Genomic DNA, 15,295 nt, shown 5'->3' with positions numbered 1-15,295 from the left:
GAACATGACCGCGGAAGTTTTCTACGACGCCGACGCCGACCTGTCGATCATTCAGGGCAAGAAGGTCGCCGTGATCGGTTACGGCAGCCAGGGTCACGCGCACTCGCTGTCGCTGCGTGACTCGGGCGTCGACGTGGTGGTCGGTCTGAAGGAGGGCTCGAAGAGCCGCCCGAAGGCCGAGGAGCAGGGCCTCACCGTGAAGACCCCGGCCGAGGCCTCCGCCTGGGCTGACGTGATCATGGTGCTGGCGCCGGACACCGCGCAGCGCAAGATCTACACCGAGTCGATCGAGCCGAACCTGACCGCGGGCAAGGCGCTCTTCTTCGGCCACGGCCTGAACATCCGCTTCGAGCTGATCAAGCCGCCGGCCAACGTGACCATCGCCATGGTCGCCCCGAAAGGCCCGGGCCACCTGGTCCGCCGTCAGTACGTCGACGGCAAGGGCGTCCCCGCGCTGATCGCCGTCGAGCAGGACCCGACCGGCGAGGGCCAGGCGCTGGCGCTCTCCTACGCGAAGGCGATCGGTGGCACCCGCGCCGGTGTCATCAAGACAACCTTCACCGAGGAGACCGAGACCGACCTCTTCGGTGAGCAGGCCGTCCTCTGCGGTGGCGCGTCCGCGCTCGTGCAGACCGGTTTCGAGGTGCTGACCGAGGCGGGTTACGCCCCGGAGATCGCCTACTTCGAGTGCCTGCACGAGCTCAAGCTGATCGTCGACCTGATGTACGAGGGTGGCATCGCCCGCCAGCGCTACAGCGTCTCGGACACCGCCGAGTTCGGTGACTACGTCTCCGGCCCGCGCGTGATCAACGCGTCGGTCAAGGAGGAGATGAAGAAGATCCTCGCCGACATCCAGTCCGGCGAGTTCACCCGCCGCCTGATCGCGGACGACGATGCCGGCGCGCCGGAGCTCAAGAAGTTCCGCGAGGAGGCCGCCAAGCACCCGATCGAGATCACCGGTGCGAAGCTGCGCGGGATGATGAGCTGGGTGGACCGCCCGATCACCGAGACCGCCTGATTTTCAGCTTTTATCGGAAATGCCCGGCCGGGTTCGCCCCCGGTCGGGCATTTCTGTTGAGTGAACTGAACTTCGCGCCGCACGCTTGCGTACCATTCGTGTCCGTCAATGCCGACGAGAACCGGGTGGGGACCATGTCTGTCGTCCTGGTAACCGAGGAACTGGCACCAGCCGCATTTGACCTGCTCAGCGAGGACTTCGAGGTCCGCCGAGCGGAGGGAACGGACCGGCCGGCGCTATTGAGAGCGCTGGCCGATGCCGACGCGGTGATCGTTCGCAGTGCGACCCGGATCGACGCGGAGGCGCTCGCCGCCGCGACCCGGCTGCGCGTCGTGGCCCGCGCCGGGGTCGGCCTCGACAACGTCGACGTCCCGGCCGCCACGGCTCGCGGAGTGCTTGTCGTCAACGCGCCGACCAGCAACATCGTCTCGGCTGCCGAGCAGGCGGTGGCGCTGCTGCTGTCGGTCGCGCGGCACACCGCGACGGCGAGCGCCACCCTCAAGGCAGGCGCCTGGCGGCGCTCCGCCTTCACCGGCGTCGAAATTCATGGCAAGACCGTGGGAGTGGTCGGTCTTGGGCGCATCGGCGTCCTCTTCGCGCAGCGCATGGCCGCTTTCGGGGTACGCCTCATCGCGTACGACCCATACGTCCAGCCTGCTCGTGCGGCGCAGCTCGGGGTGCACCTCACCAGCCTCGACGAGTTGATCCGGGAAAGTGACTTCATCTCGGTGCACCTTCCGCGTACCCCGGAGACCTTGGGTTTGATCGGCGAGAAGGAACTCGCGGTGGTCAAACCAGGTGTACGCATCGTCAACGCGGCCCGGGGCGGCCTGGTCGACGAGCATGCTCTGGCCGAGGCGCTCGCGGACGGGCGGGTGGCCGGCGCCGGGCTGGACGTCTTCGAGAACGAGCCGCTCACCTCGTCGCCGCTGTTCGCCTTCGACAACGTGGTGGTCACGCCGCACCTGGGCGCCTCGACCGTGGAGGCGCAAGACAAAGCCGGCCTCGCGGTGGCGCAGAGCGTGCGGCTGGCCCTGCACGGCGAGTTCGTCCCGGACGCGGTGAACGTCCGGGCCGGCGGTGCGGTCGACGAGGACGTCCGCCCGCTGCTGCCGCTCGCCGAGCGCCTCGGCCGGGTCTTCACCGCGGTGGCCGGTGGGGTGGCCTCCCGGATGACCGTCGAGGTACGCGGCGCCGTGGTCGCCCACGACGTCTCGGTCCTCGAACTGGCCACCATGAAGGGCCTGTTCGCGCCGGTGACCGCCGAACCGGTGACGTACGTGAACGCGCCGCACGTCGCCGCGGACCGTGGCGTCGAGCTGGAGCTGTCAGCCGAGGAGGGCTCGGAGGGCGCCGACACCACGCTGATCACGGTCCGGGGCGCGATGCCGGACGGCGGCGTCGTTTCGGTGGCCGGGACCTACGCCGAGACGGCGAAGCTGGTCGAGGTGGACGGGTTCGAGCTGGACCTGGCGCCGGAAGGCGCGCTGCTGTTCTTCCGGTACCAGGACCGGCCCGGCGTGGTCGGCAGGATCGGGACCACGCTGGGCCGGGCTGGTGTGAACATCGCGTCGATGCAGGTGGCCCGCCGGGCGGCCGGCGGCGAGGCGCTGATGGCCCTGCGACTGGACTCGCTCGTGGAGCCGGACGTGGTGGCCGCGGTGGCCGCCGAGATCGGCTCGTCGCGGACCGCCTTGGCGGACCTCTAGCTCGCCGCTCGCAGCGGCGGTGGGTACACCGTGCCGTCCTGTAGATCCAGCAGATCCAGGTTGAGCTCGGCGGCCAGCCGCTCGATCGTCTCCAGGACCACATCCGGGCAGCCCTCGTCGAGCCGCATCTGGATGTGGTCCGCGGCGGCGTGCAGCGGAGCACTGGCCCAGGGTGATCCGGGCGCCGTCGCCCGTGGCCCCCTGTCCGGATAGGTGCTGGTCAGCGCGTCGTAGAAGGCGACGACACGGGGATCGGCGGGTCGCTGCGGGTGGTCGCCGCGGGCGCATCGGGCATTCGCGTCGCGTACGGCTTCCGGCGCCGCCGACGGGGCCATGGCCCACACCACTAGGTCGAAACTCACCGGCGCATGGTGCCACCACCGAAGGGCTGGTACGCGGAAACCGTGGGCCGACACGCGGGGGCGCGTCTTGCATGTCTTTGGTCCGCATCGCTAGCGTTGTCCTTGCCGCACGACTCGGGTGGATCCGTCTTCGGGTGATGTGATCTGTCGCAGGGTCGTGTGTGTGAATCTGGCGGGACCGAACCACGTGTACTCGTCGCAACAACCCCTGTGCCGTTTGCCGCGGCCAGGGGTTGTTCGCTTTTTATGAAAGCTCACTTCCTGGGACTGTCGTTCCGTTCTTCGGGAAGCCGGGCTACGGTGTCCCTGGTAGGTCGACAGTTGGGGAGTTTGACGTGAGCGTGTCGCGGATCGCAGTGGTCGCCGGTGACGGCATCGGGACCGAGGTCACCGCGCAGGCTCGCAAGGTCATCGACGCGGTCCTCCCCGGCGTTGAATACAACGAGTACGACCTCGGCGCCCGCCTCTACAACCGCACCGGCGAGGTTCTGCCGGGCGCGATCCAGGACGAGCTGGCCGGCCACGACGCCGTCCTGCTGGGTGCCATCGGCGACCCGAGCGTCCCGCCGGGCATCCTCGAGCGCGGCCTGCTGCTGAAGCTTCGCTTCGACTTCGATCAGTATGTGAACCTGCGCCCCTCCAAGCTGTGGCCGGGCACCACCAGCCCGCTGGCCGGCGTCAAGCCCGGCGAGATCGACATGGTCGTGGTCCGCGAGGGCACCGAGGGTCTCTACGTCGGCGCCGGCGGCGTCCTGCACAAGGACACCCCCGCCGAGATCGCCACCGAGGAAAGCCTGAACACGCGGTTCGGCGTCGAGCGGGTCATCCGTGACGCCTTCGACCGCGCCCAGCGCCGGGACCGCCGCCACGTCACGCTCGTGCACAAGACCAACGTGCTGACCCACGCCGGCAACCTGTGGTCGCGCGCGTTCGCCGCCGTCGCGGCGGAGTTCCCCGAGGTCACCACGGAGTACCAGCACATCGACGCCGCCAGCATGTTCATGGTGAGCAACCCGCAGCGCTTCGACGTCGTGGTGACCGACAACCTCTTCGGTGACATCCTCACCGACATCGCCGCTGCCGTCACCGGTGGCATCGGCATGGCGGCCAGCGGCTCCGTCAACCCGGAGCGCAAGTACCCGTCGACCTTCGAGCCGGTGCACGGCTCCGCGCCGGACATCGCCGGCAAGGGCATCGCCGACCCGGCCGCCGCCATCCTCTCCGCGGCCCTGCTGCTGGAGCACCTCGGCCGCCACGACGAGGCCCGCCGAGTAACCGAGGCGGTCGCGGCACATGTCGCGTCCCGGACCCCGGGCGCGTCGCTGCGTACCGCCGAAGTCGGCGACCTGGTGGCCGCGGCCGTCTGATTCGGCCCCGGTTCGACTCCCACAGCCCGCAAGGGCTTCCTCACCGTGCGGTCATTGAACTAACGACCGTTCGGGGTAGATTTCATGCGCGGCACTACGGGTGCCCTCGCATGCCCTGAATCTTTTCTGCAGAAAGCAGGTCTCCTTGTCATGAGCGGTGGTGACAACCTCGAATTCGAGATCCGTCCGAACCCGGCACCCGTAAGCGACGCCGACCGCGCCGCCCTGCTGGCCAACCCCGGTTTCGGCCGCATCTTCACCGACCACATGGCGACCATCCGGTACGCCGATGGCAAAGGTTGGTACGAACCCCGGATCGAGGCCCGCGCCCCGATTCCGATGGACCCCGCGAGCGCCGTTCTGCACTACGCCCAGGAGATCTTCGAGGGGCTGAAGGCGTACACGCTTCCGGACGGTGGCGTCGCGATGTTCCGCCCGGATGCGAACGCGAACCGGTTCAACCAGTCCGCCCAGCGGATGGCGATGCCGCAGTTGCCGGTGGAGACGTTCCTGCAGTCGCTGCACGAGATCATCTCGATCGATCGGGACTGGATTCCGCAGGGCGAAGAGGGCAGCCTCTACCTGCGCCCCTTCGCGTACGCGAGCGAGGTCTTCCTCGGCGTGCGTCCCGCGACCGAATACCTGTACCTGGTCATCGCGTCGCCGGTCGGCCCGTACTTCTCCGGTGGCGTCAAGCCGGTGACGATCTGGGTCTCGCCGGACTTCACCCGGGCGGCTCCGGGCGGCACCGGCGCGGCGAAGTGCGGCGGCAACTACGCCGCGGGCCTCTCCGCGCAGGCCGAGGCTGCCGAGCACGGCTGCGACCAGGTGGTCTACCTGGACGCGGTGGAGCGTAAGTACATCGATGAGCTCGGCGGCATGAACGTCTTCCTGGTCCTCGACGACGGCACCCTGGTGACGCCGCCGCTGACCGGGACGATCCTGCCGGGCATCACCCGCGACTCGGTGATCAAGCTGGCGGAACGCGCCGGCCGCCGGGTCGAGGAGCGTCCGATCAGCCTGGACGAGTGGCGCGAGGGCGCTGCCTCGGGCCGGGTCCGCGAGGCGTTCGCCTGCGGCACCGCCGCGGTGATCACCCCGATCGGCGTGATCAAGAGCGAGGACGGTGAGTTCGCTGTCGCCGACGGCGGTTCCGGCGAGGTGACGATGGGCATCCGCAAGCAGCTCGTCGACATCCAGCGCGGCCGCGCCGAAGACCCCTTCGGCTGGGTGCATAGAGTTCTTTAAAGACCCACTTGGGTACGCGTCAGCGCCTTGACGCGTACCCAAGAAGGGTCTTAGGGCTCTAAGAGGTTTGACCGCAGGGCGGTGAGGTCGTTGTCGGTCAGGCCTATCTGTTTGGCGAAGGCTTCGACGGAGCCGTGCAGGGTGCGCAGGTCGTTCAGGAACATCAGCATGGCCTCGGGCGGTGAGTCGAACATGTGCTCGTTGCCGAGCACCGACTCAGGATTGCTGCGCAGCAGATACTCGGTGAGCGGGCGCATCGCCTCGGTGGTCAGGGCGTAATCCGCGGCAATCTCCTCGTCGCCGACGCCGACAAGCGACAGGGCCAGCGCACAGACCGTGCCGGTCCGATCCTTTCCGGCCATGCAGTGCACCACGACGGGGGCCGCGTCAGCGCTGGCGATCACCCGCAGCGCCTCCGCGATGCCCTCGTGGCCGTCCTCGGCGAAGTTGAGGTACCGATCGGCCAGCCAGCGTTCGTGCAGGACGTCCTCGGGGTGCTCGACGTCCTCCCAGTCCACGTGACGCAGGACCACGTTGCGGTAATCGGCGCCGTGCTCCTCGGCGACCCGGCCGAACTTCTCGATCTCGAACGGCCGGCGCAGGTCGATCACCGTCTTGATGCCGAGCTGGGCGAATGCCTCGGTGTCCTGCTCGCTGAGCCGGTGCAGGGAGTCGGCGCGGAACAGCCGCCGCCAGCGCACGGTCCGTCCATCAAGGCCGGTGTAGCCGCCGACGTCGCGGAAGTTGTACGCCTTGGCGAAGGGCAGGTTTCGTGAGAACGATTCAGCGACCACGGATTTAACTTAGTCCCGAAAAGTGGAACGGCGCTTCCCACGATCCCGGTTAGTGGCATGCTTCATCTCGTGACCCACTCCGTGCTGATTATTCGCACCCAGCGCGCCGGCTGCTGCTGACAACGTTCAGAGCCGACGCGCAGACCTCCCGCATCCGCGGGGGGTCTTTTTGTTGTGGTGGGTGACTACCCGAGAGGACTTCCCCGATGGACTACCAGGTGTTCGACACGACGTTGCGCGACGGCGGGCAGCGCGAGGGAATCAGCTACACGGTCGCCGACAAGCTCGCCGTGGCGCGCCTGCTGGACGAATTCGGTGTGGGTTTCATCGAGGGTGGCTGGCCGGGTGCGATGCCGAAGGACACCGAGTTCTTCGAGCGTGCCAAGACCGAGCTGGAGCTGCGGCACGCGGTGCTGGTCGCGTTCGGCGCGACCCGCAAGGCGGGTGTCGACGTGACCGAGGACAAGCAGGTCAAGGCGCTGCTGGACGCCGAGACGCCAGTCGTCTGCGTGGTCGCCAAGTCCGACATCCGGCACGTCGAGCGGGCCCTGCGCACCACCGGGGAGGAGAACCTGAACATGGTCCGGGACACCGTGCGGCACCTGGTCGCGAACGGCCGCCGGGCGTTCGTGGACTGTGAGCACTTCTTCGACGGGTTCCGGCACGACCCGGCGTACACCGCCAGTGTGGTCAAGGCGGCCTTCGAGGCCGGAGCTGAGCGCGTGATCATGTGCGACACCAACGGGGGCATGCTCCCGTCGATGATCACTGCCGCGGTGAACGACGTCGTCGAACGCGCCGGTGTCGGTGCTGACCAACTCGGGATCCACTGCCAGAACGACACCGCCTGCGCGGTCGCCAACACCGTCGCCGCCGTCGAGGCCGGCGTGAAGCACTTCCAGTGCACGGCAAACGGCTACGGCGAGAGGCCCGGCAACGCCGACCTCTTCGCCGTGGTCAGCAACCTGCAACTCAAGCTCGGGCTGAAGGTCCTACCGGACGGATGCCTCGAGAAGGCGACGCGGGTCTCCACCGCGCTCGCCGAGATCGCCAACATCGCCCCCGACACCCACCAGGCCTACGTCGGGGCTGCCGCATTCGCTCACAAGGCGGGGCTGCACGCGAGCGCGATCAAGGTGGATCCGCTGTTGTACAACCACGTCGACCCGTCGGTTGTCGGCAACGACATGCGGATCCTGGTGACGGAGATGGCCGGCCGGGCCAGCATCGAGCTCAAGAGTGCCGAGCTCGGACTGGACCTGGCCGGCCACCCGGAGACGACCACCGCCGTCACCAACAAGGTCAAGGAACTGGAGGCCGGCGGCTGGTCGTTCGAGGCCGCGGACGCCTCGTTCGAGCTGCTGGTACGCAGCGAGCTGCCGGGCGCCGGCATCCCGCGCCCGTTCACGCTGGAGAGTTACCGAGTCCTGGTCGAGCACCGGGAGGACGGCAAGGTGATCTCCGAGGCGACCGTGAAGGTACGCGTCGACGGCGAGCGGATCATCGCGACGGCCGAGGGCAACGGCCCGGTCAACGCGCTCGACGAGGCGCTGCGGGTGGCGCTGTCCAACCACTACCCGCAGCTGAAGACGTTCGAGCTGACCGACTTCAAGGTGCGCATCCTGGAGGGCAGCCACGGCACCAACGCGATCACCCGGGTGCTGCTGGAGACAAGCGACAACCGGGGCGAGTGGACCACGGTCGGGGTGCACGAGAACATCGTGGACGCCAGCTGGACCGCGCTGGTGGACGCGCTCACGTACGGTCTGGCTCGTTGAGTCGCTGGAAAAGCACGTGGTCCTGCCACTCGCCGGCGATCTTCAGATAGCGAGGGGCCACGCCGAACCGGGTGAAGCCGTTGCGTTCGAGAACCCGCTGCGACCGTACGTTGTGGGTGAGCGTGCCGGCTTCCACCCGGTGCAGGCCGTGCTCGGTGAAGGCCTTCTTCACGGCCGCGGTGACCGCCGCGGTCGCGACACCGCGCCCGGCGGTGCTCTCGCCGACCCAGTAACCGAGGCTCGCGGACAGGAACGGTCCGCGCACCACGTTGTTGAGGTTCACCCGGCCGACGATCTTCCCGTCTTCCACGATCACATATGGGTACGTGTTCCCGGCCCGCAACGTGTCCGAGATGATCTTCAGCTGGCCGGCCTCGGTGTAGTAGCTCTCGTCACGGATCGGGTCCCACGGTGCCAGGTACGCGCGATTCTCGGTCAGCAGCCCGGCCAGCGCGCCGGCGTCCTCGATGGTGACCGGCCGGATCATTTCGCCGCCGGAATCGTCAGAGCCGCGATCAGCGCGCGGTGGTCGGATCCGGTCACGTCGTGTACCTCGACATCGCTTACCCCGATTCGCTCGTCGGCCAGTACGTGGTCGATGGTGACAGGCGGGATGAGATCGCCGTCGTACGGTCCCCAGGTGCCGATCAGGCCCTTGCCGACCGCGGCGGCGGCATCCCGGTAACCGGATTTGATCAGATCGCGCAGCGGTCCGTGGTCAAGCGTCGCGTTGAAGTCACCGATCAGGATCCGGGCCACGCCGCCGGGGTCGGCGCGCGGCTCCTCCTCCAGGTCGGAACGCCAGCCGGCGAACGTGTCCGGCAGTGCCGGCGCGAGCGGGTGCACCGACTCGACGAGCACCGGGTCGGCGCCGGGGGCCTGGACCGTCGCGTACGCCTGCAGGAATCGCCAGCCGCCGTTGTTGCGGCGTGAGCCCGGGTCGCTGACCGGGTACCGGGAGTAGAGGCCCGATCCGCTCGCGCCCGCCTCCGCCGCGAACGAGTGGTACGGCAGCAGCTCGTCGAGGCCGGCCGCCCGCAGACCGTCCCGGCCCTCTTCGGTAAACTCCTGCAGCGCCAGGACCGCCACGTCGTTCTCCCTGACGAGGCGCACGATCGAGGCCGGGTCGGCGCCGCCGAACAGCATGTTCGACGTCATCACGCGCAGCGCGACACCGGTGCCGGGCCCGGTGTCCAGGTCGGGGATGGTCCGCGGCAGGACACCCATGGCGAGACCGAACGCGGTCAGGACCGCCACTGCCGCGGCGGCCCAGCGCCGCGCGATCAGCGCGAGCAGGGCGGGAATCAAGGACCAGAGAGCGACGTACGGAGTGAACGCGATCAACTGGATCAACCGGCCGCGTTCGAGCCCGAAGCCCCGGACGACGAACCAGGCCGCGGCCGGCGTCACGAGGAGCCAGACCAGCAGGGTCCGGGTGACAGCACGGCGATGGGCCGGGCGCGTCTCGGCAGGCGCGTCGGTGATCGTCATGGGCGAGACGTTAGCTGGCGGCCGCCAGGGGCTCGGTTTCCCCTGGCGGCCGTCATCGTCAGATCTCGCTGTCGACCAGGTCGCCGAACTCGGCCAGGTCATCCCGGATCGTCGCGGCGTCACCCTCGACCACCAGGGTCAGGCCGTCCACCGACAGGTGCCGGGCGGCGGCCTCGGACACCTGCTCGACGCTCGCCTCCAGGTACTCGCGGCGCAGCGTCACGTAGTAGTCGTCCGGCAGGCCGTGCACCACGAGCGAGGCCAGCGCGCCGGCGATCGCACCAGGCGTCTGCATCTCGACCGAGAGCTGACCGGCCCGCCAGGAACGGGCCACCTCCAGCTCCGCCTCGGTGACACCCTCTTCCTGGGTACGCCTGATCTCGCCGAGCGTGTCCGCGACAGCCGGCCCGGTCACCGCGGTCTGCACCCCGGCGGCCACCTCGAAACGGCCGGCCCGGCGGGTCATCCCGTACGAGCCCCGGATGCCGTAGGTGTACCCCTTCACCTCGCGGATCAGGTGGTTCAACCGGGAGGTGAAAGCGCCGCCCAGCACCGTCGCGGCGAGCGTCATCGCCACGTAGTCAGGCGTTGCCCGCTCCGGGGAGCGGTGCCCGATCCGCAGCGTCGACTGCACCGAGCCGGGCCGGTCCACCAGGATCGTGCGGCGGCGGTCCGGCACCGGGACACCCAGCGGACCCTCCAGCGGCAGCGGGTCACCCGAGGTGCCCGCGAACGCCGCCTCGGCCAGCGCGTCCAGGTCCAGCGCGTCCAGATCGCCGGCGACCAGCAGCACACCCGGCCGCAGCATCCACGCCTCGTGGAAGGCGAGCACGTCCTCCACGGTAACGGCGGCCACACTCGCCGGATCGCCGTGCAGCGGCCGGGAGTAACGCCCGTCCGGCCCGAACAGGTCCTTGCGCAGCGACGCGTCGGCACGCGGACCGGGCTGCGCCCAATCCATCCGCAGCGCGGTCACCTCGTCGTCGCGCACGCGTGCGACATCCGACGGATCCAGCCTGGGCGTCCGCGCGGCCTCGGCGGCCAGGCGCACGGCATCGGTCAGCATGGGTACGGGAGCCGACACACCCACCCGGAACGTGTCCCAGTCGACCGACGGCGAGAGTTCGGCGCCCAGTCCTTCGAGGGCGAGCGCGTACGCCGCCGAATCGCGGGTCTTCGTGCCCTCCTCCAGCGACTTGGCGAGCACCGTTGCGGTGCCCTCGCGGCCCTCGGACTCCCTGGCGGCGCTCGCGTCGAGCAGCAGGACCGAACTCGCGAGGATCTGCCCGGGCAGGTGAGCGGCGATCACGATGCCGCCGTGCTTCTCCAGCCGGCGGACGGCGGGGAAGGCGTACGGACGGGCCGCTCCTGGGTTCGGCCGTTCGGTGATGAGGGTCATGCGGGCTCCCCGGGAACGTAGGTGAGGGTGACGCGGGACTCCGGCCGGAGCGTCTCCGCGGCGGCGTTCGTGACGTCCTCCGCGGTGACGGCGAGCCAGCGGGCCAGCCGGTCCGCCGCGGCGGACGGGTCGCCGAACTGCGTCGTGTACCGGCCCAGGGTGTCGGCCCGGCCGCCGACCGTGGAGACCTGCCGCCACCAGGCGGTGGTGAGCAGCGCCTTCGCCCGGTTCAGCTCCTCGTCGGTGACCGGCTCGTCGATCAGGCTCTGTACCACCTCGGCCAGGCCGGCCTCCAGCGTCTCCAGCGACACACCGTCCTTCGCGGTCGCCGTGATGATCAGCGGGGCGGGCGCGTGCGCGAGGTCGACACCGTACGAACCGATGTAGTCGGGCTGGGCGATCCGGGAGCCGTCGGCGAGCCGCTGGTAGAGCCGGCTGCCGCGGCCGCTGCCCAGGATGGTCGCCAGCACGGTGACCGCGTCGTATCCGGGTGTGCCGAACGGGTAGGTCCGGTACGACAGGTAGATCCGCGGCGCCGGGACGTCGGCGGTCACGGTCTCCACGGCCGGCTCGGTGGCCGGCTTGGGCAGGCTGCCGTCCGGCGCCGGCGGGATGCCGTCCACCGTGGCGATGCCGCCGAAGTACTTCTCCGCCAGCGCGAACACTTCGGCCGGCGTGGTGTCGCCGACGACCGTGAGCACGCAGTTGTTCGGCGCGTAGTACTGCTGGTGGAACGCCTGGAACGTCTCCAGCGCGGCCGCGTTCAGGTCTTCCATCGACCCGATCGTGGCGTGGTGATAGGGGTGGCCCTGCGGGTACAGCAATGGCAGCAGGCGCAGCCACGCGTCGCCGTACGGCACGTTCTCGTACCGCTGGCGGCGCTCGTTTTTCACCACCTCGCGCTGGTTGTCCAAGGTTTCCTGGGTGAGCGCGGGCACCAGCCCGCCCATCCGGTCCGCTTCCAGCCAGAGGGCCAGCTCGAGGTGCTCGGACGGCATCGTCTCGAAGTAGTTCGTCCGGTCCGGGTTGGTGGTGGCGTTCAGTGAGCCGCCGTTACCCTGCACGAGCTTCATGTGCTCGGTCTTCTTCACGTGCTGCGAACCCTCGAACATCAGATGCTCGAAAAGGTGCGCGAACCCGGTCTGACCTGGGGGCTCGTGCCGGGAGCCGACGTCGTACCAGAGGTTGACGCAGACGACCGGGGCGGTCCGGTCCTCGCTGACGACGACCCGCAGGCCGTTCGCGAGCCGCGTTGTTTCGATGGGCCACGGATACCCGGTCGTGGCGACCGGTGCGGTTGGTGACGTCACCCCACCAATCATGCACTGCCGCCTGTTTCGTTGCTGCCAGCCCATCGATAACCGAATAGCGCATGATCGCGAGTCGGTGCGATGCTGGGGGCGTGATGGAGGACGTACGTGTGAACGACCGCCTGACCATCCCGGCGGCCGAACTCTCGTGGCGTTTCTCCCGAGCGAGCGGACCGGGTGGTCAAGGCGTCAACACCACCGATTCGCGGGTCGAGCTGTCGTGGGACGTGCTCGGCTCGGACCTGCTGCCCAATTCCCTGAAGGAGCGAGCCGTCGAACGCCTCGGCGCTCGCCTCGTTAATGGTGTGCTCACGATCACCGCGTCCGAGCACCGCTCCCAGCTCCGCAACCGTGAGGCGGCCGCGGCCCGCCTGGGCGCCCAGATCGCCGGCGCCATCGCGGCACCGCCCCGGCAGCGCCGCGCCACCAAGCCGTCCCGAGGCGCTGTCGAACGCCGCATCGGCGAGAAGAAACGCCGCGGCCAGATCAAACGCAACCGCCGCCCCGGCGCCGACGACTGACGAACCCGGCTGGCTCGTCAGCGCTGGTTGAAGGGTGCGACCGCCTCGCGGTTCTGGGCGGCGTTCTCCGGGCCCAGCAGTTCCTCGCAGACCCGGATGAGCCGGCTGCGCAGCCCGGCCGCGCGGCGGGCGAACTCGCGCTGGCGTGCGACGTACTCCGCCTTGCCCTCCGGGGTCTCGATCTTCACCGGCGGGTGGCCGTACGAGGCCAGGTCGTACGGGCTGGCCTGCATGTCGAGCAGGCGGATCTCGCCGGCCAGGGCGAAGCAGTCCAGAGCCAGCGCGCCCGGCACGGCGGGACCCAGTTTCTGCGCCCACTTGTGCACGTCCATCGCGGCGTGCAGGCAACCGGGCTGGTCCAGGTCGACCTGGGTGGCCCGGGTGGGCTGGAGCCGGTTGAGGCCGACCGCCTCGGGGGTGAAGAACCGGAACGCGTCGAAGTGGGTGCAGCGGATGGTGTGCTGCTCCACCACCTTGTCGGTCTCGGCCTGGCCCAGGCGCAGCGGCAGCTCGTGGCGGTGCTCCGGATCGCGGTAGACCATCGCCCACTCGTGCAGGCCGAAGCAGCCGGAGAAGACCGGGCGGGACGCGGTCGCGGTGAGCAGGCCGTGGATGTACCGCACGCTCTCGCCGCGCGCGGCCAGGAAGGCGTCCTGGTTGAGAGTGACCACGCCGTCCGGGTGGCTCACGTAGAACTTCCACCCGGCGTGCTCGGGCAGGCCGGCCGGCGCCGGGGCGAGGCCGGTGCCGACTCCGGGGTGCCAGCGGCGCAGCTGGTTGGGGCGTGTGCCGTAGTAGTCGTAGAGGAAATCCTCTATGGCGTGCTTCTCGTTCGCCGAACGGCGGGCACGGTGGCCCGCGGTCATGTCGTCGGCGCGCTCAGCGTGCGCTCGGGCTAGGGGTATCCAGGCGACCGAGGGCAGCGTGGTGGTGAGAGCCCTCACCTGCTTGATCCCCATCGCACCAATGTATATAGCCAAGGCGATCAACACGATCACCGTTTGGCGCGAATGAGTTCCGCCACCCTAGGTACGCCGATCGACTCACACCGTCATGAAGTATGGCTGCTCGTTTATGTAGTATATCTACTACAGGATTTATAGTGTGCTGGACATGACCAAGGTTCAGGACCTCCGGATGCTTTGGGGGAGCGATGGGCAGCGAGGTCACGTTCAACCGGATCGCGATGCTGCGCGCCGAGCGGGGGATCAGCCGGCGGCAGCTCGCGGACGCGCTCGGGGTGCACTACCAGACGGTCGGTTACCTGGAGCGGGGCGAGTTCAGCCCCAGCCTGCACCTGGCGCTGCGCATCTCCGAGCACTTCGGGGTGCCGATCGAGGTGGTCTTCTCACTGAACCCGTTCCCGCGATTGGGAACGGGCTTGGAAACGGGCTTGGGCGCGGGGTCGGGCGAGGTGTCACACCCGGCGTAGATTTCGAGGCGAATCAGCGTTCCTAGAGATGGGGTTACCGTGCGTTTCGCCCGCTTTGTTCATGCCGGTGGAGTTTCTTTCGGCGTCGTCGAGGGCGACGGCTCCTCGGGCCTTACGGTGGCCGAGATCAACAGCCTGCCGTTCGAGGAGGTTCGCCTCACCGGGCAGCGCTGGGCGCTCGCCGACGTCCGGCTGCTCGCGCCGATCTTCTCCAGCAAGGTGATCGGAATCGGTCGCAACTATGCCGACCACGCGGCCGAGATGGGCAACGAGGTGCCCAAGGAGCCGCTCATCTTCATCAAGCCGTCGACCTCGGTGATCGGGCCGAACGACGCGATCCGCATCCCCAGCGTCACCGAGCGGGTCGAGGAGGAGGCTGAACTCGCCGTCGTGATCGGCGCGACCGGCGCCCGCCGGGTCGACCGGGCCGGCGCCGAGAAAGCGATCTTCGGGTACACCTGCGGCAACGATGTCACCGCCCGGGACCTGCAGCGCAAGGACCCGCAGTGGACCCGGGCCAAGGGTTTCGACTCGTTCTGCCCGATCGGTCCGTGGATCGTCACCGGCCTCGACGTGAGCGACATCGAGGTGCGTTGCGAGGTCGGCCGTGATCCGCAGAACATGGAGGTGCGCCAGATCGGGCGTACCAAGGACATGGTCTTCGACATCCCGGCCCTGATCTCTTACGTGTCGCACGTCATGACGTTGCTGCCCGGCGACATCATCCTCACCGGGACGCCGGCCGGGGTCAGCCAGATCGTCGCGGGCGACACCGTGTCGGTGAGCATCCAGGGCATCGGCGAACTGCGGAACCCGGTCGTCTCCCTCGACTGACCTTGGTGAGGGTCACTGTGGATCTCATTCTC

At 68.9% G+C, this 15,295-nt stretch carries 15 protein-coding genes; 8 read left to right on the top strand and 7 right to left on the bottom strand.

Annotation, left to right across the window (positions count from 1 at the left end):
- Window positions 1-4: 4 nt before the first annotated feature.
- Together ilvC and serA are read left to right on the top strand one after the other, a co-directional pair.
- Window positions 5-1,018, top strand: coding sequence for a ketol-acid reductoisomerase (gene ilvC, locus ACQP2E_RS33645; RefSeq protein WP_433827007.1), 1,014 nt, complete (start codon window positions 5-7; stop codon window positions 1,016-1,018).
- A gap of 134 nt (window positions 1,019-1,152) precedes the next feature.
- A complete protein-coding gene (serA, locus tag ACQP2E_RS33640) occupies window positions 1,153-2,727 on the top strand; it encodes a phosphoglycerate dehydrogenase (protein ID WP_433827006.1) in 1,575 nt (524 codons plus the stop codon).
- Here the strand turns inward: serA and ACQP2E_RS33635 are convergent.
- Window positions 2,724-3,062: a hypothetical protein gene (locus ACQP2E_RS33635; protein WP_433834161.1), complete on the bottom strand. Its 339-nt coding sequence runs from the start codon at window positions 3,060-3,062 to the stop codon at window positions 2,724-2,726. The two genes, serA and ACQP2E_RS33635, sit on opposite strands and share 4 nt — an antisense overlap.
- Window positions 3,063-3,430: 368 nt before the next feature.
- Between ACQP2E_RS33635 and ACQP2E_RS33630 the strand changes: the two genes are divergently transcribed.
- Window positions 3,431-4,456: a 3-isopropylmalate dehydrogenase gene (locus tag ACQP2E_RS33630; protein WP_433834159.1), complete on the top strand. Its 1,026-nt coding sequence runs from the start codon at window positions 3,431-3,433 to the stop codon at window positions 4,454-4,456.
- 150 nt (window positions 4,457-4,606) lie between these two features.
- Entirely contained in the window at window positions 4,607-5,704 is a 1,098-nt protein-coding gene (locus ACQP2E_RS33625) for a branched-chain amino acid aminotransferase (protein ID WP_433827005.1), read from the top strand.
- Window positions 5,705-5,754: 50 nt separating this feature from the next.
- Here the strand turns inward: ACQP2E_RS33625 and ACQP2E_RS33620 are convergent, their stop codons facing one another.
- Window positions 5,755-6,498, bottom strand: a complete 744-nt coding sequence (locus ACQP2E_RS33620) for a tyrosine-protein phosphatase (RefSeq protein WP_433827004.1) — start codon at window positions 6,496-6,498, stop codon at window positions 5,755-5,757.
- A 206-nt stretch (window positions 6,499-6,704) separates the two neighbouring features.
- Between ACQP2E_RS33620 and cimA the strand changes: the two genes are divergently transcribed.
- A complete protein-coding gene (gene cimA / locus ACQP2E_RS33615; protein WP_433827003.1) occupies window positions 6,705-8,276 on the top strand; it encodes a citramalate synthase in 1,572 nt (523 codons plus the stop codon).
- On the opposite strand, the gene ACQP2E_RS33610 is transcribed toward cimA, so the two are convergent.
- From ACQP2E_RS33610 to ACQP2E_RS33595, 4 genes are read right to left on the bottom strand one after another with little or no spacing between them, the layout of a single operon-like run.
- Window positions 8,254-8,763, bottom strand: coding sequence for a GNAT family N-acetyltransferase (locus tag ACQP2E_RS33610; RefSeq protein WP_433827002.1), 510 nt, complete (start codon window positions 8,761-8,763; stop codon window positions 8,254-8,256). The genes cimA and ACQP2E_RS33610 overlap by 23 nt on opposite strands.
- Window positions 8,760-9,767 (bottom strand): endonuclease/exonuclease/phosphatase family protein, encoded by a 1,008-nt coding sequence (locus tag ACQP2E_RS33605; RefSeq protein ID WP_433827001.1) that lies wholly within the window; start codon window positions 9,765-9,767, stop codon window positions 8,760-8,762. The genes ACQP2E_RS33610 and ACQP2E_RS33605 overlap by 4 nt, the downstream gene beginning before the upstream one ends.
- Before the next feature lie 58 nt (window positions 9,768-9,825).
- On the bottom strand, window positions 9,826-11,166 hold the full coding sequence (locus ACQP2E_RS33600) for a M16 family metallopeptidase (protein WP_433827000.1): 1,341 nt from the start codon (window positions 11,164-11,166) through the stop codon (window positions 9,826-9,828).
- On the bottom strand, window positions 11,163-12,488 hold the full coding sequence (locus tag ACQP2E_RS33595) for a M16 family metallopeptidase (RefSeq protein WP_433826999.1): 1,326 nt from the start codon (window positions 12,486-12,488) through the stop codon (window positions 11,163-11,165). The genes ACQP2E_RS33600 and ACQP2E_RS33595 overlap by 4 nt, the downstream gene beginning before the upstream one ends.
- An 83-nt stretch (window positions 12,489-12,571) precedes the next feature.
- Here ACQP2E_RS33595 and arfB point away from each other — a divergent pair, with 83 nt between their 5' ends.
- Window positions 12,572-12,997: an alternative ribosome rescue aminoacyl-tRNA hydrolase ArfB gene (gene arfB, locus ACQP2E_RS33590; protein WP_433826998.1), complete on the top strand. Its 426-nt coding sequence runs from the start codon at window positions 12,572-12,574 to the stop codon at window positions 12,995-12,997.
- A gap of 17 nt (window positions 12,998-13,014) precedes the next feature.
- Here arfB and ACQP2E_RS33585 read toward each other — a convergent pair whose 3' ends face one another.
- Complete coding sequence (locus ACQP2E_RS33585) at window positions 13,015-13,956, bottom strand: 3-methyladenine DNA glycosylase (RefSeq protein WP_111654279.1); 942 nt, start codon at window positions 13,954-13,956, stop codon at window positions 13,015-13,017.
- Between the two features lie 194 nt (window positions 13,957-14,150).
- Between ACQP2E_RS33585 and ACQP2E_RS33580 the strand changes: the two genes are divergently transcribed.
- Window positions 14,151-14,429: a helix-turn-helix transcriptional regulator gene (locus tag ACQP2E_RS33580; RefSeq protein WP_433826997.1), complete on the top strand. Its 279-nt coding sequence runs from the start codon at window positions 14,151-14,153 to the stop codon at window positions 14,427-14,429.
- Window positions 14,430-14,468: 39 nt separating this feature from the next.
- Window positions 14,469-15,263: a fumarylacetoacetate hydrolase family protein gene (locus ACQP2E_RS33575; protein WP_433826996.1), complete on the top strand. Its 795-nt coding sequence runs from the start codon at window positions 14,469-14,471 to the stop codon at window positions 15,261-15,263.
- Window positions 15,264-15,295 lie beyond the last annotated feature (32 nt).

Origin of the sequence: Actinoplanes sp. CA-015351, from assembly GCF_050955685.1 — a bacterium.
Classification (GTDB): domain Bacteria; phylum Actinomycetota; class Actinomycetes; order Mycobacteriales; family Micromonosporaceae; genus Actinoplanes.
Note: the sequence above shows the minus strand (reverse complement) of the source record. Positions and strands in the feature narration are given on the sequence as shown.

Coding starts and splice junctions, on each gene's coding strand:
- cimA (WP_433827003.1), top strand. CDS start 6,705: ATGGACTACCAGGTGTTCGACACGACGTTGCGCGACGGCGGGCAGCGC.
- ACQP2E_RS33635 (WP_433834161.1), bottom strand. CDS start 3,062: ATGGCCCCGTCGGCGGCGCCGGAAGCCGTACGCGACGCGAATGCCCGA.
- ACQP2E_RS33580 (WP_433826997.1), top strand. CDS start 14,151: ATGGGCAGCGAGGTCACGTTCAACCGGATCGCGATGCTGCGCGCCGAG.
- ACQP2E_RS33610 (WP_433827002.1), bottom strand. CDS start 8,763: ATGATCCGGCCGGTCACCATCGAGGACGCCGGCGCGCTGGCCGGGCTG.
- ACQP2E_RS33585 (WP_111654279.1), bottom strand. CDS start 13,956: ATGGGGATCAAGCAGGTGAGGGCTCTCACCACCACGCTGCCCTCGGTC.
- arfB (WP_433826998.1), top strand. CDS start 12,572: ATGGAGGACGTACGTGTGAACGACCGCCTGACCATCCCGGCGGCCGAA.
- ACQP2E_RS33625 (WP_433827005.1), top strand. CDS start 4,607: ATGAGCGGTGGTGACAACCTCGAATTCGAGATCCGTCCGAACCCGGCA.
- ACQP2E_RS33600 (WP_433827000.1), bottom strand. CDS start 11,166: ATGACCCTCATCACCGAACGGCCGAACCCAGGAGCGGCCCGTCCGTAC.
- serA (WP_433827006.1), top strand. CDS start 1,153: ATGTCTGTCGTCCTGGTAACCGAGGAACTGGCACCAGCCGCATTTGAC.
- ACQP2E_RS33605 (WP_433827001.1), bottom strand. CDS start 9,767: ATGACGATCACCGACGCGCCTGCCGAGACGCGCCCGGCCCATCGCCGT.
- ACQP2E_RS33595 (WP_433826999.1), bottom strand. CDS start 12,488: ATGATTGGTGGGGTGACGTCACCAACCGCACCGGTCGCCACGACCGGG.
- ilvC (WP_433827007.1), top strand. CDS start 5: ATGACCGCGGAAGTTTTCTACGACGCCGACGCCGACCTGTCGATCATT.